This is a genomic window from Pseudomonas sp. B3(2017), from assembly GCF_002113595.1.
Lineage (GTDB): Bacteria > Pseudomonadota > Gammaproteobacteria > Pseudomonadales > Pseudomonadaceae > Aquipseudomonas > Aquipseudomonas ekonensis.
The window spans coordinates 56824-76561 of sequence record NZ_NEIU01000009.1 but is presented as its reverse complement, the minus strand read 5'-3'; the positions used below and the strand labels follow the sequence as shown (position 1 = coordinate 76561).

Annotated in this window: 13 protein-coding genes; 8 read left to right on the top strand and 5 right to left on the bottom strand. The window is 64.9% G+C overall.

Annotation, left to right across the window (positions count from 1 at the left end; genetic code table 11):
• Positions 1 to 16 precede the first annotated feature (16 nt).
• Positions 17 to 2542 carry a P-loop NTPase fold protein gene (locus CAG33_RS15115; protein WP_170930008.1) on the top strand — a complete coding sequence of 842 codons (2526 nt, stop codon included), beginning with the start codon at positions 17 to 19 and terminating at the stop codon, positions 2540 to 2542.
• Between the two features lie 48 nt (positions 2543 to 2590).
• On the opposite strand, the gene CAG33_RS15110 is transcribed toward CAG33_RS15115, so the two are convergent.
• Positions 2591 to 3814: an NADH:flavin oxidoreductase/NADH oxidase family protein gene (locus CAG33_RS15110; RefSeq protein WP_085586129.1), complete on the bottom strand. Its 1224-nt coding sequence runs from the start codon at positions 3812 to 3814 to the stop codon at positions 2591 to 2593.
• Between the two features lie 77 nt (positions 3815 to 3891).
• On the opposite strand from CAG33_RS15110, the gene CAG33_RS15105 reads away from it, so the two are divergent.
• The 3 genes from CAG33_RS15105 (at position 3892) to CAG33_RS15095 (ending at position 7464) form a co-directional block, all read left to right on the top strand.
• The gene (locus CAG33_RS15105; RefSeq protein WP_085633150.1) at positions 3892 to 4296 is read left to right on the top strand and encodes a MerR family transcriptional regulator; all 405 of its coding nucleotides are present in this window, start codon (positions 3892 to 3894) and stop codon (positions 4294 to 4296) included.
• Positions 4297 to 4607: 311 nt separating this feature from the next.
• Positions 4608 to 6167 (top strand): TerC family protein, encoded by a 1560-nt coding sequence (locus CAG33_RS15100; RefSeq protein ID WP_085586125.1) that lies wholly within the window; start codon positions 4608 to 4610, stop codon positions 6165 to 6167.
• A 157-nt stretch (positions 6168 to 6324) separates the two neighbouring features.
• The gene (locus CAG33_RS15095) at positions 6325 to 7464 is read left to right on the top strand and encodes a kelch repeat-containing protein (protein WP_085633154.1); all 1140 of its coding nucleotides are present in this window, start codon (positions 6325 to 6327) and stop codon (positions 7462 to 7464) included.
• Positions 7465 to 7474: 10 nt separating this feature from the next.
• Here CAG33_RS15095 and mapR read toward each other — a convergent pair whose 3' ends face one another.
• The 3 genes from mapR to CAG33_RS15080 all read right to left on the bottom strand — a co-directional run bounded on the left by mapR (position 7475) and on the right by CAG33_RS15080 (position 10841).
• Entirely contained in the window at positions 7475 to 8884 is a 1410-nt protein-coding gene (gene mapR, locus CAG33_RS15090; protein WP_085586121.1) for a GntR family transcriptional regulator MpaR, read from the bottom strand.
• 97 nt (positions 8885 to 8981) lie between these two features.
• Positions 8982 to 10412, bottom strand: a complete 1431-nt coding sequence (ccoG, locus tag CAG33_RS15085) for a cytochrome c oxidase accessory protein CcoG (protein ID WP_085586119.1) — start codon at positions 10410 to 10412, stop codon at positions 8982 to 8984.
• Positions 10413 to 10607: 195 nt separating this feature from the next.
• Entirely contained in the window at positions 10608 to 10841 is a 234-nt protein-coding gene (locus tag CAG33_RS15080) for a DUF3203 family protein (protein ID WP_085586117.1), read from the bottom strand.
• A 121-nt stretch (positions 10842 to 10962) separates the two neighbouring features.
• Here CAG33_RS15080 and CAG33_RS15075 point away from each other — a divergent pair, with 121 nt between their 5' ends.
• The gene (locus tag CAG33_RS15075; protein WP_085586115.1) at positions 10963 to 11463 is read left to right on the top strand and encodes an MgtC/SapB family protein; all 501 of its coding nucleotides are present in this window, start codon (positions 10963 to 10965) and stop codon (positions 11461 to 11463) included.
• Here the strand turns inward: CAG33_RS15075 and CAG33_RS28510 are convergent.
• On the bottom strand, positions 11451 to 11627 hold the full coding sequence (locus CAG33_RS28510) for a hypothetical protein (protein ID WP_170930007.1): 177 nt from the start codon (positions 11625 to 11627) through the stop codon (positions 11451 to 11453). The two genes, CAG33_RS15075 and CAG33_RS28510, sit on opposite strands and share 13 nt — an antisense overlap.
• A gap of 212 nt (positions 11628 to 11839) precedes the next feature.
• On the opposite strand from CAG33_RS28510, the gene CAG33_RS15070 reads away from it, so the two are divergent.
• The 3 genes from CAG33_RS15070 to glgB all read left to right on the top strand — a co-directional run bounded on the left by CAG33_RS15070 (position 11840) and on the right by glgB (position 19572).
• Positions 11840 to 13834, top strand: a complete 1995-nt coding sequence (locus CAG33_RS15070) for an alpha-1,4-glucan--maltose-1-phosphate maltosyltransferase (protein ID WP_085639065.1) — start codon at positions 11840 to 11842, stop codon at positions 13832 to 13834.
• Between the two features lie 162 nt (positions 13835 to 13996).
• Positions 13997 to 17344: a maltose alpha-D-glucosyltransferase gene (gene treS / locus CAG33_RS15065; RefSeq protein ID WP_085639062.1), complete on the top strand. Its 3348-nt coding sequence runs from the start codon at positions 13997 to 13999 to the stop codon at positions 17342 to 17344.
• Complete coding sequence (gene glgB, locus CAG33_RS15060) at positions 17341 to 19572, top strand: 1,4-alpha-glucan branching protein GlgB (protein WP_085639059.1); 2232 nt, start codon at positions 17341 to 17343, stop codon at positions 19570 to 19572. The genes treS and glgB overlap by 4 nt, the downstream gene beginning before the upstream one ends.
• The last annotated feature ends 166 nt before the right edge of the window (positions 19573 to 19738 follow it).

The window sequence follows — 19738 nt, the reverse complement described above, 5'->3', positions numbered from 1 at the left end:
TGCGATGGAGTGTTACGTGGACAGAGAAAGTGATGAACCCGTAAACCGTGACGACGAGCCGAGCTCATCGGTGTCCCCAAGGAATCAAAGAGCAAAGTTCTACACGACCTCGCTATCGCCTTCCGATCTGAATAATGACCAGCAGCGAGTGCGGGATCCAGACCAGGGGGCTTCTGCGCCACCGGAAAACAATCCGAACGGGCTGTCATCGTCAGACGACAAAAAGAAGACTGACGAGGTGACGAACGTCCCGGGGGGGAAGGGAAACACACGGGGTTCCCGTCCCGGCACCACCTCTATCGCCGTCACCCAAAACGACGATCCATGGGCGTCTGACCTGGATGACCGTCTGGGCGCCAACGATGAGGCGAAAGCCTTTGCGCGCCTGGCCGTAGCGAAAGATGTCATGCCGCCGCTTGCCATTGGGCTGTTCGGCAACTGGGGCAGCGGCAAGTCCTTTTTCATGCGCCTGATCCATCAGCACATCGAACGCCTCAGCCAAGGAAAGGCAAGTGCCCAGGCCCCGGAAGCAGGCTCGAAGGAATTCCATACGGATGTCGTGCAGATTCGGTTCAATGCCTGGCATTACGCGGAGACGAACCTGTGGGCCAGTCTGGTCAGCCATATATTCGTCGAGCTGGACCGTTGGTACACGAAGCACAATCCCGAGGTTCGCGACCCGTTGCTCGAACACCTGTCCACTTCGCGAATGCTGACGCTGGACGCTGCCAAGGAGCTGGTTCGTCGCCGTCGAGACCAGCGTGCGGCCGCAGAGCAACTGCTCAAGGCCCGCCAGGCGCTCGAAGAGGTTCAAGCCAAGACCGCGACTACGCCGTCTGTCTATCTTGCGGCGTTGAGTGAGGTGTTCAACGGTGCGGATGCCGGCCAAGAGATCAAAGACGCAAAAGACGAGTTCGCGAAGGCGGCCAAGATCCTTGGAATCGATGCCTTGACCGAGCGTGCCGAGGCTTTCCAGAGCGTATCCGATGCCCTGCATGAGGAAGCGGGAAAGGCTAGGTTGCTGGCCCGCGGATACAAGTCCCAACTGCTGAGCTGGTGGAACGTCGGTGCCTTTGTCGTGTTGGTCTTGGCGATGCCTTGGATGGCGACAGAGGGTGTGGCAATCCTCAAGGCACGACTCCCTTTCCTGCAAGGTCTGCAGGACGGCTTGATGTTGGCGAGTGTAGCGGTGGCAGCGGTGACTGCCCGACTGCGATGGGTCTGGGGCAAGGCCCGCGGGGCGCTGAAACAGTTGGAGGCGGGCAAGAGGGCGCTGGACAAAGCCATCGATAGCCGATTGGCCGAACAGAAGAAAGCGCTAGAGCACGCCGTTCAGAGGCAAGCCAAGGCGAATGCCAGCGTCGACGAGGCAAAGGCCTTGGTGCAAGTCACCAGCGAACAATTGGCGCTCGCCACTCACGATTTCTCTCAAGGAACCGGTGCCGGGCGCCTGAAGAAGTTCGTCCGGGCCCGCGCGACGGACGGCGACTATGCGCAACATCTTGGATTGATCGCCACGGTGCGCAAGGACTTCGAGGAGTTGGCGTTCAACGTGACGGAAGCGGGCAGCCTCCGGGATTCGGTCGAGGCGGAGCGCGCTGCATTTCTGCTGAAAATGGATGCGTTCCTGGAGGCCAACAAAACGTTCCTGGACGACGGAGACATCCAGAAGCTGCGGGCGGCGGCCACGCATTCCCCTGAGGAAGTCCGATCCTTCAAACGGATCGCCCTGTACATCGACGACCTGGATCGCTGTCCGCCGGACAAAGTCGTCGAGGTGCTGCAGGCGGTGCATCTGCTGCTGACCTTTCCCTTGTTCGTGGTGATGGTCGCGGTGGATGTGCGTTGGGTGCGTCAGGCCTTGCTCGATCACTACCCCAACTTGATGGCTGCGAACGGCCAGCAGCAACAGACGGCCTCTGTGTCTGACTACCTGGAAAAGATCTTTCAGATCCCTTACTGGATGCGCCCGATGGACAGCGTAGCCAGTGAGCAGTTTCTGCAAGCACAGTTGAAGAGGGTAAGGGGCGCTGATCAGACTGACAAAGTGCCAACGGGTCTAAACGAAACGGAAGGAGCCGTCGGCATTCAAACTGTTCCAGCCGAAATGTTGAAGATCTCCTCCGGTGAGACTGAGGCGCTGCAACTGCTGGCAAGGTACATGGGGTCCTCCCCTCGACGCGCGCTGCGTTTCCTGAATGTCTATCGCCTGATCAAGGTCAGCCTCAAGCCCGATGACCTCCGGGCACTCGAGGGGGGTGAATACAAAGCGCTGCTGACCTTGCTGGCGGTGGCGCTGGGCACCCCGTTGTGTTTTTCGAGTTTGCTGCAGCCTCTCAGATCGAAGAGTGACACCTTTGAAATGAACGAGCTGAAAGGACTGGTCAGCCTCGACCCATCCGCTGAGAATCTCGCCGAATTTGAGCGCTTCAGGGAAATAATGGCGATATACGCGGACTTGATCGCCAAGCAGAAGAAGCCGCCTCGCCATCGAGTGAAGAAGTACGTCGCCATCATCCAGCGCTACTCGTTTGACGGCTGACGCACCGCCGGAGCGGTCTGGTGACGGCGAGCGTCGCAACCACGGGCGTCAGTCAGACATCGCCTGCCGGTACTGCCGCGTACGTCGCCCCAGGTACAACCGGTCGAGGATCAGCGCCCACAGCGCCGACACCTCGGGCCTGGTCTTGCGCCCCCGGCTCAGGCGGGCCATCTGGAAGCGCACCACGGCCATGTTGGCCAGCGACGCCAGCGGTTTGCGCTTCCAACGGATCGGCGGCAGTTGCGGCTCGCTCGGACGGCCGGCGCGCCAGTGGTTGACCAGGCCCGGCTCGATGGCCAGCGCCGTGGCGATGCCCGCCATGTCGAGGCCGCTGTCGAGCACCTGTTCGACGATCGGCAGGCGGCGGATGCCGCCGGTGACCATCACCGGCATCCGTGCCACGCCGGCCAGTTCGCTGGCCATCTCCAGGAAGAACGCCTCGCGGGCCAGGGTGCGGCCGTCCCGCGCCTCGCCCTGCATGGCCGGGGCCTCGTAGCTGCCGCCGGACAGCTCCAGCAGATCCACGGGCCGCTCGTTGAGCCATTCGATCACTTGGCGCGCATCGTGGGTGTCGAAGCCGCCGCGCTGGAAGTCCGCCGAATTGAGCTTCACCGCCACGCAGAACTGCGGCGACACCGCCTGACGCACCGCTTCGATCACCGACAGCAGCAGGCGCGCGCGGTTTTCCAGCGAGCCGCCCCAGCGGTCGGTGCGGCGGTTGGTCAGCGGCGACAGGAACTGGCTGAGCAGGTAGCCGTGGGCCGCATGGATCTGGATACCGGTGAAACCGGCCTTTTCCGCAAGGGCGGCGCTGGTGGCGAAGCGCTGGATGACCTCTTCGATATCGCTTTCGCTCATCGGCCGGGGTTCGGCGAACAGCTTGGAGAACGCGCCCATCTCCAGCGCCACCGCCGACGGCGCCAGGGCCGGCTGGCCCAGGTTGGCGAAGGTCTGGCGGCCGGGGTGGTTGAGTTGCATCCACAACTGCGCGCCGCCGGAGCGGCCGATCTCGGCCCAACGGCGGAACTGCGCCAAATGACGCTCATCCTCCAGCACCACGCCGCCGGGGCCGGTCATGGCGCGGCGGTCGATCATGACGTTGCCGGTCAAAAGCAGGCCGGCGCCGCCGTCGGCCCAGGCCTGGTACAGACGGTACAGGGCGGCGGAGGGGGCCTGGTCGGCGTCAGCGAGGTTTTCCTCCATGGACGCCTTGGCGATGCGGTTGCCGACGGTCTGGCCGTTGGGCAGATTCAGGGTGTTGAAGGGCGACATGCTTGACTCCTCATCAGTGATGAAGCGAGGCTAAGCTTAAAGTCAAGTTTAAGGTCAAGCAGGAATGCGAGGTGTCCATGAAAATCGGTGAACTGGCGCAACAGAGCGGGCTGAGCGCCTCAAGGATCCGCTTCTACGAGGCTCAGGGCCTGATCCCCAAGGTCGAGCGGCTGGGCAACGGCTACCGGCGCTACTCGCCGCAGGTGCTGCAGACCCTGCACATCATCCAGAGCGCCCAGCGCGCGGGATTCTCCCTGGATGAACTCAAGCTGCTGCTGCCGGACGCCGTCACCGGCGAGTACGACCAAGACGAACTGGTGACCAGCCTGCGGGGCAAGGTCCAGGAGATCGAGGCCATGCAGCGGCACCTGGCGCAGAGCCGGGCACGGTTGCTGGAGGTGATCGACGGCATCCTGTCGCGGCCCGAAGGCATGAGCTGCGGGGCGAATGCCGAGCGGCTGCTGTCGTCGATCAAGCGTTAGTCTGTGGCGGCCCCATCCCGGCCACCGCTCCGGCGAGGTGCTTTACAGATTTTGAAATGATTTGCCGCTGTGGCGATGGCCGCCTCAGCCTGTACTCTCCAAGTCCTTTTTCCCATTCAGGACTTGCATGAACACCCTCACGGAGCCTCCCAGTCGCCCCTTCCTCTCGCGCCCAGGCGCGGTCTTGACGCACTCGCAGCATCCGGTCTTCCGACTCCCGACTATCGTTGATGGCGCAGCCTTCGGGCTTTCGCGTCGCACTTTGCCGTGCCCGGCAGCCCGAAAACACTGAAGAGAGACCGAGACAGAATATGGAATGGTTAGCGGATCCCACGGCCTGGCTGGGCCTTTTGACATTGATCGTGCTGGAGCTGGTGCTCGGCATCGACAACCTGGTGTTCATCGCGATCCTGGCGGACAAGCTGCCGCCGCATCAGCGCGACCGCGCACGGATCATCGGCCTGTCCCTGGCCTTGATCATGCGCCTGGGCCTGCTGGCGAGCATCTCCTGGCTGGTCACCCTGACCCAGCCGCTGTTCGAGGTGTTCGGCAAGAGCTTCTCCGGCCGTGACCTGATCATGCTGTTCGGCGGTGTGTTCCTGTTGTTCAAGGCCACCATGGAACTGCACGAACGGCTGGAAGGCCACGTCGGCCAGCGTTCGGCCAACACCGCTTACGCGTTGTTCTGGCCGATCGTGGCGCAGATCGTGGTGCTCGATGCGGTGTTCTCGCTGGACGCGGTGATCACGGCCGTGGGCATGGTCGATGAGCTGGCGGTGATGATGATCGCGGTGATCGTCTCCATCGGCCTGATGATCGTGGCCAGCAAGCCGCTGACCCGCTTCGTCAACGCGCACCCGACAGTGATCATGCTGTGCCTGGGCTTCCTGATGATGATCGGTTTCGCCCTGACCGCCGAAGGCTTGGGCTTCCACATCCCTAAAGGCTACCTGTACGCCGCCATCGGTTTCTCGATCCTGATCGAGGTGTTCAACCAGATCGCCCGGGCCCGGCGCAAGCGTTCGATGCAGGGCCTGCGGCCGCTGCGCGAGCGCACGGCCCATGCGGTGATGCGCCTGCTGGGCGGGCGCAAGCTGGCGGTGGAGGAGGTGGGCGAGGAAATCTCCGACCTTCTGGATGACGGCGACGCGCCGAGCGCCGAGCTGTTCGACCGCCGCGAGCGGGTGATGATCAGCGGCGTGCTGCAACTGGCCGAGCGTCCGATCCGTGCCCTGATGACCGTGCGCGCCGACGTCGACCACATCGACCTGGCCGACGATGCCGAGACGATCCGCACGCGGTTGATGCATTCGTCCTACTCGCGTTTGCCGCTGGTGCGCAACGGCGCGGTGGACGAGCCGCTGGGCTTCGTGCACAAGAAGGAGCTGCTCAAGGAATACCTGGCCGGTCACGAACCGAACCTCGAACACCTGGCGCGCCAGACGATCAACCTGCTCGACAGCTACTCGATCCTCAACGCGCTGGAGCAGATGCGCGCCGCCTCGACCCACATCGCGTTCGTGGTCAACGAGTTCGGTGATTTCGTCGGCGTGCTGACCATGACCGACATCCTCGAATCGATCGCCGGCGAGTTGCCGGACGCCAGCGAGATCGAGGGGCCTGACGTGGTCGAGGAGCAGGGCGGTTTCCTGGTCAACGGTGCGTTGAACCTGGCGCGGATCCGTCAGCGCACCGGTTTCGGTGCGCCCGCCACCGAGGACTACCAGACCCTGGCCGGCCTGGTGATGAGCCTGCTCGACCGGTTGCCGATGATCGGCGACCGGCTGGAGCACGACGGCTGGCGGATGACCGTGATGGCGGTCGAGGAGCGGCGGGTGACGCGGGTGTTGCTGGTGCGCGAGGTGGTGTGAGTGTGAGGGCGGCGTTGAGCGAAGACGCCGCGTGCACCTGTTACTTCTGACAGTAGACGGTTGTGAGCGGGGCTTTTAGATTCGTCTGGGCGAAACGAGTGACGGGGCAGTCGATGCGTCACCCGTGGGTACCGACGATCTGCAATGGAGCACTGTGATGAACAATACCGTCGACGGTTCCTTTGTTCCGGCCGCCCCCATGAACGTTTTGCGGGCCTATCACTCGGCGACCGTGCTGCCCGATGGCGATGTGCTGGTGGTGGGCGGAACCAATGGCATGGAGCCCGCTTCATGGCTGACGGACGGTACACGCGGGGCGAGCGGTCAGGTGCCTTGGCATCATCTCGGCCAGGGGCTGTCCGGCACGCTGTCAGACGTCGAACGCTACAGCCCGTCAAACAATGCCTGGACGCGGGTGGCTGTGTTGCCTGGACCCCGTTTGGGGCATCGCGCTGTCTGTCTGAACAGCGGGCAGGTCATGGTCATTGCCGGCAGCGGGGCGGTGGGCTCGATCAACGGCGTCGAGCTGTATTCCCCGGCAACGGATCAATGGGTTGCGGCGGCGACGCTTGAGACTCCGCGCTTTGCCCATACCGCAACGCTCCTGGACAGCGGACATGTCATGGTCTGCGGGGGCAACCATCAGTCCCAAGGGCAGGGGCAGGTGCTCGCCAGCGTCGAAATCTACGATCCGGTCGCCAACCGGTGGCGTGCCGCCGCCGATGTTCCGTTCGCCCGCATGGATCACACAGCGACCTTGTTGGCGTCCGGAAAATTGCTGGTGTTGGGAGGGTATTCGGCGCAACTGAATGCGGCGATCGATGACGCTTCGTTGTTTGATCCGGCCACGGGTGGGTGGAGTACCGTCCAGCCGTTGCCCGAAAGGCGCATGCAGCACACGGCAACGCGGTTGGCCGATGGCCGGATCCTGGTGGTGGGCGGGGCTGATGCCCCGTTCAATCCTGGACGGGCGGATGCGTACCTCTACGACCCGCAAGCGGACAGCTGGAGCCTTGGCGGGACAATGGTTCATGGCCGCAAGGGGCACAGCGTCACACGACTGGCTTCAGGGCATGTACTGGTGATCGGAGATGGCCTAAGCGTGGAGTCCGGCAACATGACCGAAGTTTTTGACCCTGACACCCATGAATGGGCCATCGGCGCCGAACTGGCACACGCTCGGTTCATACACACGGCCAGTCTGTTGCCTGGAGGGCAGTTGTTGGTGGCGGCCGGCCTTCGGCCCGGAACGAGTCATCCGTCGTATCTGTCCAGCACTGAGCGTCTGATTGAGTGAAGGAGTGCGGTCAGAACGACCGCACGATCCGCCCCAGGGTTTCCATCGCCTTCTCCGACGCTTCGGTCCACGGGCTGCCGTAGTTCAGCCGGATGCAGTTGCGAAAGCGCTGGGTCGGCGAAAAGATCGGTCCCGGGGCGATGCTGATGCCCTGGGCCAGGGCCATCTGGAACAGTTTCAGCGAGTCCATCTGCGGCGGCAGTTCCAGCCACAGGAAGTAGCCGCCCGCCGGCTGGCTGACCCGGGTCTGCGCCGGGAAGTACCGGGCGATGGCCGCCAGCATCGCGCTTTGCTGTTCCTCCAGGGCATAGCGCAGCTTGCGCAGGTGACGGTCGTAGCCGCCGTGCTGCAGGTAGTCGGCGATGGCCGCCTGGGCCGGCATCGAGGCGCACAGCGAGGTCATCAGTTTCAGCCGCTCGATCTTCTGCGCGTAGCGCCCGGCGGCGACCCAACCGATGCGGTAGCCGGGGGCGAGGCTCTTGGCGAACGAGCCGCAGTGCATCACCAGGCCTTCGGTGTCGAACGCCTTGGCCGGCTTCGGCGCCTGCTGGCCGTAGTAGAGCTCGGCATAGACGTCGTCCTCGATCAACGGCACCTGATGCCGGCGCAGCAGCTCCACCAATTCCTGTTTTTTGGCCTCGGGCATGGTCGCGCCCATGGGGTTCTGGAAACTGGTCATGCACCAGCAGGCCTTGATCGGATGGCGTTCCAGGGTCTGGGCGAGCACGCCCAGGTCGATGCCGTCGCGCGGGTGCACGGGGATTTCCACGGCCTTGAGCTTCAGGCGCTCCAGCACTTGCAGGCTGGCGTAGAACGCCGGGGCTTCGATGGCCACCAGGTCGCCGGGCTCGGTCACCGCTTGCAGGCACAGGTTCAGGGCTTCGAGGGCGCCGTTGGTGATCAGCAGTTCTTCCATCGGCAGCATCAGCCCGCCGACCATGTAGCGCAGGGCGATCTGCCGGCGCAGCTGCGGGTTGCCCGGCGACATGTCGGTGACCACCATGCGTGGGTCCATCTCCCGCGCCGCGTGGGCCAGCGAACGCGACAGGCGCTGCAACGGAAACAGGGTCGGGCTGGGGAAGGCCGAGCCGAACGGCACGGTGCCCGGATCCTTGATCGACTCCAGCACCGAGAACACCAGTTCGCTGACGTCGACCTCGGTGGATTCGTTGACCTGGCTGCTGATCACCGGCTCCGAGAACGGGCTCGGGGCGTGGGTGTTGACGAAGTAGCCCGAGCGCGGCCGGGCGCGGATCAGGCCGCGACGCTCCAGCAGGTAATAGGCCTGGAACACCGTGGACGGGCTGACGCCGTAGGTCTGGCTGGCATAGCGCACCGACGGCACCCGCTGGCCGGGCCCGAGGACGCCGGAGCGGATCAGTTCAGCGATGTCGTCGGCGAATTTTTCGTAGCGTTTCATCGGTATCCCACGATGGACTGAATTCGAAAGGCGTTGCTTGCGCACGGAGCAGAGGGGGGCGCAAGCGCCCTCGCCACAGGGCAGCCATCTTACTGGCTCAGCGGTTCATTGGCGCGACAAACCGGCTCTTGGCCACGCTGTAGACCTGCGGGTCGTCGCTGTCGGCGATCCTGAAGCTCAAGGTCTGCGAACTACTGGCGGCGCGTTCGGTGGTCATGGCCACCGACACCGGCACATCGACGATCTCGCCCGCGGCCAGGCTCAGTTCGGTGCGGCCCTGCAACTGGAAGCCGTCGCCGTCCTCCAGGCTCAAGGTGTAGTCCTGGCGCTGCTGGGTCTTGTTGATGACCTTGAGGGTGTAGATGTTCTCGATCTGGCCCTGGCCGTTCTCGCGGAACAGCCCGCGGTCCTTGGTCACGTCCAGCGACACCATCGGCCGCTCGGCCAGCGCCAGGGCTAGGGCGCCGATCATCACCACCAGCACGGTGGTGTAGCCGATCAGGCGCGGGCGCAGCAGGTGGGTCTTGCCGCCTTGCAGTTCGCGCTCGGAGGTGTAGCGGATCAGGCCGCGTGGGTAGCTCATCTTGTCCATGATCGAATCGCAGGCGTCGATGCACGCCGCGCAGCCGATGCATTCCATCTGCAGGCCGTCGCGGATGTCGATGCCGGTCGGGCACACCTGCACGCACATCTGGCAGTCGATGCAGTCGCCCAGGCCAGCCTCGGCAGGCTTGACGTCGCGCTTGCGCGGGCCACGGTTCTCGCCGCGGGCCGCGTCGTAGGAAATGGCCAGGGTATCCTTGTCGAACATCACGCTCTGGAACCGTGCGTACGGGCACATGTGCATGCACACCGCTTCGCGCAGCCAGCCGGCGTTGATGTAGGTGGCGGCGGTGAAGAACAGCACCCAGAACAGGCTGACCCCGCCGATCTGCAAGGTGAACAGCTCTTGGGCCAGCGGCCGGATCGGGGTGAAGTAGCCGACGAAGGTCAGGCCGGTCAGCAGGCTGATGCCCAGCCACAGCGTGTGCTTGGCCGCACGCCGCGCCAGTTTGTTCACGCCCCAGGGCGCCGCCTGCAGCTTGATCCGCTGGTTGCGTTCGCCTTCGGTGACCTTTTCGCACCACATGAAGATCCACGTCCACGAACTCTGCGGACAGGTGTAGCCGCACCAGACCCGGCCGGCGAACACGGTGATGGCGAACAGGCCGAAGGCAGCGATGATCAGCAGCGCCGACAGCAGGATGAAGTCCTGCGGCCAGAACGTCGCGCCGAAGATGTGGAACTTGCTCTCCGACAAGTCCCACAGCACGGCCTGGCGGCCGCCCCAGTTCAGCCACACGGTGCCGAAGAACAGCAGGAACAGGAACCCGGCGCCGCTCATGCGCAGGGTGCGGAACAGGCCGGTGAAGCTGCGGGTGAAGATCTGGTTGTCGCTGGACTTGGCCGTCGCCTTCATTGGGCGTGCGGGCACACTTTTTATGTCGGGTGTTGGATCTAGGGTTCGGACGGGGATTTGTTCGCTCATGGTCGTTCGCTCATCAGCCTCCATCAGGCCAATGCACTATGAGCGCCGATCTGTTTGCATAACAGACTCAGGTATTTCCATAAAAAGCGTATCAGATGCGTTCTGCGCCCGGCCCTGCGACAACTTGAAGCAGCCCGCCGGCCAAGGCGCAAACGCCTATCGCAGGCGTCTGCGCTGGGTCTTGACCGGGGTCAGTCAAATCACCGAATCACTGTCGCTGGCCTTCAGGTGCTGGCGGCCGTCCTTGGCGCCGGCGACGGTCAGCGCGTCGGCCTCGGCTTCGGTGATGTAGATGCGCCGGCCTTCGATCTCGACGGCGGACATGGCCTTTTCGCTGTCGGTGATGACGGTGAGGTCGCCGCACAGACGGATCTGCTCACCGTTTTCGGTGGGGAAAAAACAGGTCTGGTTCTCGATGCGCACGGTCATGGGACGATCCTTTGGCAAAGGCTGTTGAAAGGTTAGGGCGCCGCGGCGGCGCAGGGTTCTGCGCAACCGATCAGCGGTCGGCGCTGTCCATCCCTTAAGGGCTCCTGGCGAGGACGGTGCGATGAACGCGTGGTGGCATGAAGTGTGGCAAACCCTGCAAGCGGAGTTCGCCGATGTCGGCGACGCCGCGCAAGTGACGCGCATCACCGTGCGCCTGCTGATGGCGGCGCTGCTGGGTGGGATCCTCGGCTTTGAGCGCGAGCACAAAGGCAAGGCCGCCGGCGTGCGCACCCACATGTTGGTGGCGCTCGGTGCGGCGCTGTTCGTGTTGGTGCCGCAGGTGTCCGGGGCCCAGGCCGACGCCATGAGCCGGGTGGTGCAGGGGGTGATCGCCGGCATCGGCTTCCTCGGCGCCGGCACGATCCTGAAGAACCACGAAGGCGACGAGGGCCACGTCAAGGGCTTGACCACCGCCGCCGGCCTGTGGATGACCGCCGCCATCGGCGTCGCGGCCGGGTTGGGCCGCGAGGCGACGGCGGTGCTCAGCACGTTGCTGGCGCTGGGGGTGTTCAGCGTGATGCCGAAGATCGTCAATCTGTTCGAAAAGGATCACAAACCCTGATCAGGCTGGACGATCACCGGCGGCATGGTCGTCGGCGGTTCCTCCTTGGCCGGCGGGGTGGTGCCGGGCGGATCCTGCTCCGGAACCTGCGACGGTTCGGTCTCGGGCAGCACGGGCTTGTCGATGTTCGGATCGGGTGTTTCGGCCGGGATCGGGATACTCATCGTGAACCTCCATATGGCACATGGCGCAAGAAGTGCTTAAGTGGATTGACCGCTGCAGGGCGGATTCGATCCGGTCTCGGCGCGCGGCAAATCCCGGTGAACTTTTCCCGAGGGCGTTCGCTCGGAACCTAAGTGAGTGCGCGGCGGGTGGATCCGCCGCCGCTTTCCGACAGGCACACGAGCGTCCTTGGGGCGTTAAGGAGAGATGCTCAATGACCGCTGAAAACCCTTCCGCTCCGGGCTGCAACCCGCACATGCCGCTGTCGCAGGCGTTGCTGCTGCCGCGGATCGTCATCGAGAACACTCGCCCGGTCATCGACGGCGGACAGTTCGCCGCCAAGGCCATCGTCGGGCGCGAGGTCGTCGTCACCGCCAAGGTGTTCGCCGACGGCCACGACAAACTGGCGGTGCGCATCCGCTGGCGCGAGGACGGCGAAGAGTCCTGGCACAGCCAAGTCATGGCCGACCAAGGCAACAACGGCTGGGAAGGGCGGTTCCGGCCCGGGCGCCAGGGGCGCCATTGGTTCCTGATCGAAGCGTGGATCGACACGTTCGCCAGTTTCCAGTACGAACTGGAGAAAAAGCACGTGGCGGCCGTACCGGTCAGCCTTGAGCTGCAGGAGGGCCGCGCCATGGTGCAGCAGGCCGCCGAGCGCAGCGAAGGGCCGCTCAGCGAACGGCTGGCGGCGCTGCACCACGAGCTGTCCGGCCTGCCCGAAGCCGAGCAGGTCGCGCTGTTCCTGCACCCGCGCAGTGCGCAGCCGATGGCCGAGGCCGACCACCGCGCCTTTTTGAGCATCAGCAATCCTTACCCGCTGGACGTCGAGCGCGAGCAGGCGGAGTTCGCCAGTTGGTACGAACTGTTTCCCCGCTCGGTCACCGACGATCCCGTCCGCCACGGCACCTTCAACGACGTGCACGGGCGCTTGCCGATGATCCGCGACATGGGCTTCGACGTGCTGTATTTCACGCCGATCCACCCGATCGGGCGCAGCCACCGCAAGGGCCGCAACAACGCCCTGACCGCCGGCCCCGACGACCCTGGCAGCCCCTACGCCATCGGCAGCGAGGAGGGCGGGCACGAGGCGATCCATGCCCAGCTCGGCACCCGCGAGGACTTCCGGCGGCTGGTGGCCGCCGCCGCCGAGCACGGCCTGGAGATCGCGTTGGACTTCGCCATCCAATGTTCCCAGGATCACCCGTGGCTCAAGCAGCATCCGGGCTGGTTCAACTGGCGGCCGGACGGCACGATCAAGTACGCCGAGAACCCGCCCAAGAAGTACCAGGACATCGTCAACGTCGATTTCTATGCGCCCGAGGCGATTCCGAGCCTGTGGCTTGAGCTGCGCGACATCGTCGTCGGCTGGGTGAAGGAAGGCGTGAAGATGTTCCGCGTCGACAACCCGCACACCAAGCCGCTGCCGTTCTGGCAATGGCTGATCGCCGATGTGCGCGCGCTGCACCCGGAGGTGATCTTCCTCGCCGAAGCCTTCACCACGCCGGCGATGATGGCGCGGCTGGGCAAGGTCGGCTACAGCCAGAGCTACACCTATTTCACCTGGCGCAACACCAAGGCCGAGCTGGCCGCCTACTTCACCGAACTCAACGAATCGCCGTGGCGCGAGTGCTACCGGCCGAACTTCTTCGTCAATACGCCGGACATCAACCCGGCGTTCCTCCACGAGTCGGGGCGGGCGGGGTTTCTCATCCGCGCGGCGCTGGCGACCATGGGCTCGGGCCTGTGGGGCATGTATTCGGGGTTCGAGCTGTGCGAGTCGGCGCCGGTGCCCGGCAAGGAGGAATACCTGGATTCGGAGAAGTACGAGATCCGCGTCCGGGACTTCAACGCGCCCGGCAACATCATCGCCGAGATCGCCCAGCTCAACCGCATCCGCCGGCAGAACCCGGCGCTGCATTCGCACTTGGGGCTCAAGGTGTACAACGCCTGGAACGACCGGATCCTGTACTTCGGCAAACGCAGCCCGGACGGCGGCAACTTCGTGCTGGTGGCCGTCAGCCTCGATCCGCACAACGTCCAGGAAGCGAATTTCGAACTGCCGTTGTGGGAAATGGGCCTGCCGGACGACGCCACCACCCACGGCGAGGATCTGATGAACGGTCACCGCTGGGACTGGCACGGCAAGCACCAGTTCATGCGCATCGATCCGGCGCACCAGCCGTTCGGCATCTGGCGGATCAGCGCTTAGGTACATTCCTGTGGGGCGGGCCTGCTCGCGATGACGAGGCATCAGGTCATGAACGGGTGACGGGCAAACCGCCATCGCCAGCAGGCCCGCTCCCACAGGGCATCGGCTGTTCTCGGGGCGGGCGGTCTGCCCGGCAATCCTCAGCACTGACAGGAGTTTCACATGGCGAAGAAAACCAGGTCAGCCACCTTCATCAAGGATCCGCTCTGGTACAAGGACGCGGTGATCTATCAGGTTCATGTCAAATCCTACTTCGACTCCAACAACGACGGGATCGGCGATTTTCCCGGCCTGATCGCCAAGCTCGACTACATCGCCGAACTGGGCGTCAACACCATCTGGCTGTTGCCGTTCTATCCCTCGCCACGGCGCGACGACGGCTACGACATCGCCGAATACCGGGGCGTGCACAGCGACTACGGCACCATGGCCGACGCCCGGCGCTTCATCGCCGAGGCACACAAGCGCGGCTTGCGGGTGATCTCGGAGCTGGTCATCAACCACACCTCGGATCAGCACCCCTGGTTTCAGCGTGCGCGCCGGGCCAAGCGCGGGTCGGCGGCCCGGGACTTCTACGTGTGGTCGGATAACGACCAGAAGTACGACGGCACCCGGATCATTTTCCTCGACACCGAGAAATCCAACTGGACCTGGGATCCGGTGGCCGGCCAGTATTTCTGGCACCGCTTCTATTCCCACCAGCCGGACCTGAACTTCGACAACCCGCAAGTGATGAAAGCCGTGCTGGCGGTGATGCGCTATTGGCTGGACATGGGCATCGACGGCCTGCGCCTGGACGCCATCCCGTACCTGATCGAGCGTGACGGCACCAACAACGAAAACCTGCCGGAAACCCATGACGTGCTCAAGGTGATCCGGGCGGAGATCGACGCCAACTACCCTGACCGCATGCTCCTGGCCGAGGCCAACCAGTGGCCGGAGGACACCCAGCTGTACTTCGGCGACACCGACGCCCAAGGCCTCAACGGCGACGAATGCCACATGGCGTTCCATTTCCCGCTGATGCCGCGCATGTACATGGCCCTGGCCCAGGAGGATCGCTTCCCGATCACCGACATCCTGCGCCAGACCCCGGAGATCCCGGCCAACTGCCAATGGGCGATCTTCCTGCGCAACCACGATGAGCTGACCCTGGAAATGGTCACCGACAAGGAGCGCGACTACCTGTGGAACCATTACGCCGCCGACCGCCGGGCGCGGATCAACCTCGGCATCCGTCGCCGGCTGGCGCCGCTGATGGAGCGCGACCGCCGGCGCATCGAGCTGCTCAACAGCCTGCTGCTGTCGATGCCGGGCACGCCGACCCTGTACTACGGCGATGAGATCGGCATGGGCGACAACATCTACCTCGGCGACCGCGACGGCGTGCGCACGCCGATGCAATGGTCGATCGACCGCAACGGCGGGTTCTCCCGCGCCGACCCAGCCAGCCTGGTGCTGCCGCCGATCATGGATCCGCTGTACGGCTATCAGTCGGTCAACGTCGAGACCCAGGCCGGCGACCCCCACTCGCTGCTCAACTGGACGCGGCGCCTGCTGGCGGTGCGCAAGCAGTCCAAGGCGTTCGGCCGCGGCAGCCTGAAGATGCTGTCCCCGGCCAACCGCCGCGTGCTGGCCTATACCCGCGAATACACCGGCGCCGACGGCAAGCACGAAATCATTCTGTGCGTGGCCAACGTCTCGCGCAGCGCCCAGGCGGTGGAGCTGGACTTGTCGGCGTACGTCGGCATGGTGCCGGTGGAGATGCTCGGCGGTAATGCGTTTCCGCCCATCGGTCAGCTGAGCTTCCTGCTGACCCTGGCGCCGTACGGCTTCTACTGGTTCGGCCTGGCGGCGGAGAACCAGATGCCGAGCTGGCACGTGGAGCCGGCCCAGAGCCTGCCGGACTTCACCACGCTGGTGCTGAAAAAGCGCATGGAAGAGCTGCTCGAAGCGCCGGTCCGCGCCACGCTGGAGCAGGGCATCCTGCCGGACTGGCTGCAGAACCGCCGCTGGTTCGCCGGCAAGGACGCTGCCATCGAGCGGGTCGAGCTGGCGTACGGGGTGCGTTTCGGCGACGCCAGGCATCCGGTGTTGCTCAGCGAGATCGAAGTGATCGCCGCAGGCCAGGTCAGCCGCTATCAATTGCCGTTCGGCTTCATTTCCGAGGATCAGGTCGGCCCGGCGTTGCCGCAGCAACTGGCGCTCGCCCGCGTGCGCCGGGGGCGTCAGGTCGGGTTGATCACCGACGCCTTCAGCCTGGAAGCGTTCATCCGTGCGGTGCTGCAAGGCCTGCAGGCCGGGACGGCGCTGGCGTGCGAGGCCGGCGAGATCCGTTTCGAGGCCACACCGCACCTGGCGGCCCTGGGCCTGGGGGACGAGCCCGATGTGCGTTACCTGTCCGCCGAGCAGTCCAACAGTTCGGTGGTGATCGGCAACGGCCTGGTGCTCAAGCTGATCCGCAAGGTCGCCCCGGGCGTGCACCCGGAACTGGAGATGAGCGCCTACCTGACGGCGGCGGGATTCGCCAACATTTCACCGCTGATGGGCTCCGTGGTTCGCCGCGACGCCCAGGGCGAAGACAACCTGCTGATGATCGCCCAAGGCTACTTGAGCAATCAGGGCGATGCCTGGGAATGGACGCAGAACAATCTGGAGCGGGCGCTGCGCGATGAGCTGGCCGCTGCCCGTTCCGAACAGGAGCAGCACTACAACGCGCTGGGCGAGCTGAAGGACTTTGCCGGGATGCTCGGCCAACGCCTGGGCGAGATGCACCAAGTGCTGGCGGCCCCGAGCGACAATCCGGATTTCGCGCCGCAGGTGTTTTCCGCCAAGGAGGCCAAGGCCTGCGGCAAGGACGTGGCGGCCCAGGTCGAGCATGCGCTCACGCTGCTCAAGGCCCACCAGGGCGAGCTCGGCGAGGCGGACCGCGGACTCGTCACGCGCTTGCTGGAACACCGCAAGGCTATTCTCGGCCACGTCCAGGCGCTGGCGGAACAGTCCGTCGGCGGCCTGCGCATCCGCGTCCACGGCGACCTGCATCTGGGCCAGGTGCTGGTGATCAAGGGCGATGCCTACCTGATCGATTTCGAGGGTGAACCGGCGCGGCCGCTGGCCGAGCGGCGGGGCAAGCACAGCCCGTACAAGGATGTCAGCGGCGTGCTGCGTTCCTTCGGTTACGCCGCCGCGATGGCCCTCAACGTGCATGCCGTCGACAACAGCCCCGAGGCCGAGGCGGCGCGCCGGCGGGTGGCCGGGCGCTACCTGGAGCAATCCTGCGAGGCATTTGTCCAGGCGTATCGCCGGGCGGCAGCTAGTCTTGATCATGCCTGGCAAGATCCTGAAGGTGCCGACGCCGCACTGGCGTTGTTCGGCCTGGAGAAAGCGGCCTACGAAGTGGCCTATGAAGCCGAAAACCGCCCCGCCTGGCTGGCCGTGCCGTTGCGCGGCCTGCACGGGCTGCTGAGGGGGCTCAAACCCTTTTCCGGTCTTGATGGAGAGCAGTCATGAGTGTCTCGAACAGGGAACAGGGTCACGTCAAACACACCGCGCTGCCGCGCGCCAAGGACATCGAAGCCCTGGTGCGCGCCGAGCACCACGATCCCTTCGCCATCCTCGGCCCCCACGGCGACGGCGCCGGGGGGCAGTTCATCCGGGCGTACCTGCCGGGCGCGTTGAGCGTCTCGGTGCTGGACCGCGACAGCGGCGAGGAACTCGGCCCGCTGGAGGCGACGGCGACGCCGGGGCTGTACGTCGGCCATTTCGGCCAGGTCCGGCCCTATCTGTTGCGCACCCAGTGGGCCGGCGGCGAACAGGTGGCGGAAGATCCCTACAGCTTCGGCCAGTTGCTGGGCGAGATGGACCTGTACCTGTTCGCCGAAGGCAATCACCGCGACCTGAGCGCCTGCCTCGGCGCGCAACTGAAGACGGTCGACGGCGTCGACGGCGTACGTTTCGCGGTGTGGGCGCCGAATGCCCGCCGGGTGTCGGTGGTCGGCGACTTCAACGTCTGGGACGGGCGCCGCCACCCGATGCGCCTGCGCCATCCATCCGGGGTCTGGGAGCTGTTCGTTCCGCGCCTGGGGGCCGGTGAGCTGTACAAGTACGAAATCCTCGGGCCCCACGGCATCCTGCCGCTCAAGGCCGACCCGATGGCGCTGTCCACCAGCCTGCCGCCGGACACCGCATCGAAAGTCGCCACGCCGCTGCGCATCGACTGGCAGGACGAGGACTGGATGAGCGGCCGCGTCGAGCGCCAACGGCCTGCGGCGCCATTGGCGATCTATGAGCTGCACGCCGGTTCCTGGCAGTGCGAGCTGGACGACCTGGGCGAAGTCGCCCGCCAGTACACCTGGCCGGAACTGGCCGAGCGGCTGATCCCCTACGTCAAGGATCTGGGCTTCACCCACATCGAACTGATGCCGATCATGGAGCACCCGTTCGGCGGTTCCTGGGGCTATCAGTTGCTGTCGCAGTTCGCGCCGAGCGCACGCTACGGCACGCCGGACCAGTTCGCCGCGTTCGTCAACGCCTGCCACCTGGCAGGGCTGGGGGTGATCCTCGACTGGGTGCCGGCGCATTTCCCCACCGACACCCATGGCCTGGCCCAGTTCGACGGCACGGCCCTGTACGAGTACGGCAACCCGCTGGAAGGTTTCCACCAGGACTGGGACACGCTGATCTACAACCTCGGCCGCACCGAAGTGCACGGCTACATGCTGGCGTCGGCGCTGCACTGGCTCAAGCATTTCCATGTGGACGGGCTGCGGGTCGATGCCGTGGCGTCGATGCTCTACCGCGACTATTCGCGCAAGGCCGGCGAGTGGGTGCCCAACCGCCACGGCGGGCGGGAGAACCTGGAGGCCATCGACTTCCTGCGCCACCTCAACGATGTGGTGGCGCTGGAGGCGCCGGGCGCGTTGGTGATCGCCGAGGAATCCACCGCCTGGCCCGGCGTCAGCCAGGACACCCAGCAGGGTGGCCTCGGGTTCGCCTACAAATGGAACATGGGCTGGATGCACGATTCGCTGCACTACATCCAGCAGGATCCGGTGTACCGCGCCCATCACCACAACGAACTGAGCTTCGGCCTGGTGTACGCCTGGTCCGAGCGTTTCATCCTGCCGATCTCCCACGATGAGGTGGTGCACGGCAAGCATTCGCTGATCGACAAGATGCCCGGCGACCGCTGGCAGAAGTTCGCCAACCTGCGGGCGTACCTGAGTTTCATGTGGGCCCATCCCGGCAAGAAGCTGCTGTTCATGGGCTGCGAGTTCGGCCAGTGGCGCGAGTGGAACCACGATCAGCAGTTGGACTGGTATCTGTTGCAGTATTCCGAGCACCAGGGCGTGCAGAAACTGGTCGCCGACCTCAACCGGCTGTACCGCGAAGAGCCGGCGCTGCATGAGCAGGACGACGTGCCGCAGGGGTTCCAGTGGCTGATCGGCGACGACGCGATCAACAGCGTCTACGCCTGGCTGCGCTGGAGCCGGGACGGCACGCCGTTGCTGGTGGTGGCCAACTTCACCCCGGTGCCGCGCCAGTCCTACCGGGTCGGCGTGCCGTTCGCTGGGCGCTGGAACGAGTTGCTCAACAGCGATTCCGACACCTATGCCGGCTCCAACTACGGCAACGGCGGCGGCGCGTTCGCCGAAGAGGTGCCGAGCCACGGGCAGGCGCTGTCGCTGGAACTGAACCTGCCGCCGCTGGCGGTGCTGATCCTCAAGCCGGAAGGTTGAGCGAAGGTGTCCGGCCAGGCAGTACCGAGGCTGCATGTGCCGGCCTCATCGCTAGCAAGCTAGCTCCCACAGGTTTTGCGGATGTCCACAAGGCCTGCGAACGCCCGAGAACCCTGTGGGAGCTAGCTTGCTAGCGATTGCGACCTGTCAGCCACCGGAGATGTCT

Bases quoted from the DNA above. Each gene is read 5' to 3' on its own strand.
- CAG33_RS15110 (WP_085586129.1), bottom strand. From the start codon at position 3,814: ATGTCGCCCTTCAACACCCTGAATCTGCCCAACGGCCAGACCGTCGGC.
- CAG33_RS15105 (WP_085633150.1), top strand. From the start codon at position 3,892: ATGAAAATCGGTGAACTGGCGCAACAGAGCGGGCTGAGCGCCTCAAGG.
- CAG33_RS15100 (WP_085586125.1), top strand. From the start codon at position 4,608: ATGGAATGGTTAGCGGATCCCACGGCCTGGCTGGGCCTTTTGACATTG.
- CAG33_RS15095 (WP_085633154.1), top strand. From the start codon at position 6,325: ATGAACAATACCGTCGACGGTTCCTTTGTTCCGGCCGCCCCCATGAAC.
- mapR (WP_085586121.1), bottom strand. From the start codon at position 8,884: ATGAAACGCTACGAAAAATTCGCCGACGACATCGCTGAACTGATCCGC.
- ccoG (WP_085586119.1), bottom strand. From the start codon at position 10,412: ATGAGCGAACAAATCCCCGTCCGAACCCTAGATCCAACACCCGACATA.
- CAG33_RS15080 (WP_085586117.1), bottom strand. From the start codon at position 10,841: ATGACCGTGCGCATCGAGAACCAGACCTGTTTTTTCCCCACCGAAAAC.
- CAG33_RS15075 (WP_085586115.1), top strand. From the start codon at position 10,963: ATGAACGCGTGGTGGCATGAAGTGTGGCAAACCCTGCAAGCGGAGTTC.
- CAG33_RS28510 (WP_170930007.1), bottom strand. From the start codon at position 11,627: ATGAGTATCCCGATCCCGGCCGAAACACCCGATCCGAACATCGACAAG.
- CAG33_RS15070 (WP_085639065.1), top strand. From the start codon at position 11,840: ATGACCGCTGAAAACCCTTCCGCTCCGGGCTGCAACCCGCACATGCCG.
- treS (WP_085639062.1), top strand. From the start codon at position 13,997: ATGGCGAAGAAAACCAGGTCAGCCACCTTCATCAAGGATCCGCTCTGG.
- glgB (WP_085639059.1), top strand. From the start codon at position 17,341: ATGAGTGTCTCGAACAGGGAACAGGGTCACGTCAAACACACCGCGCTG.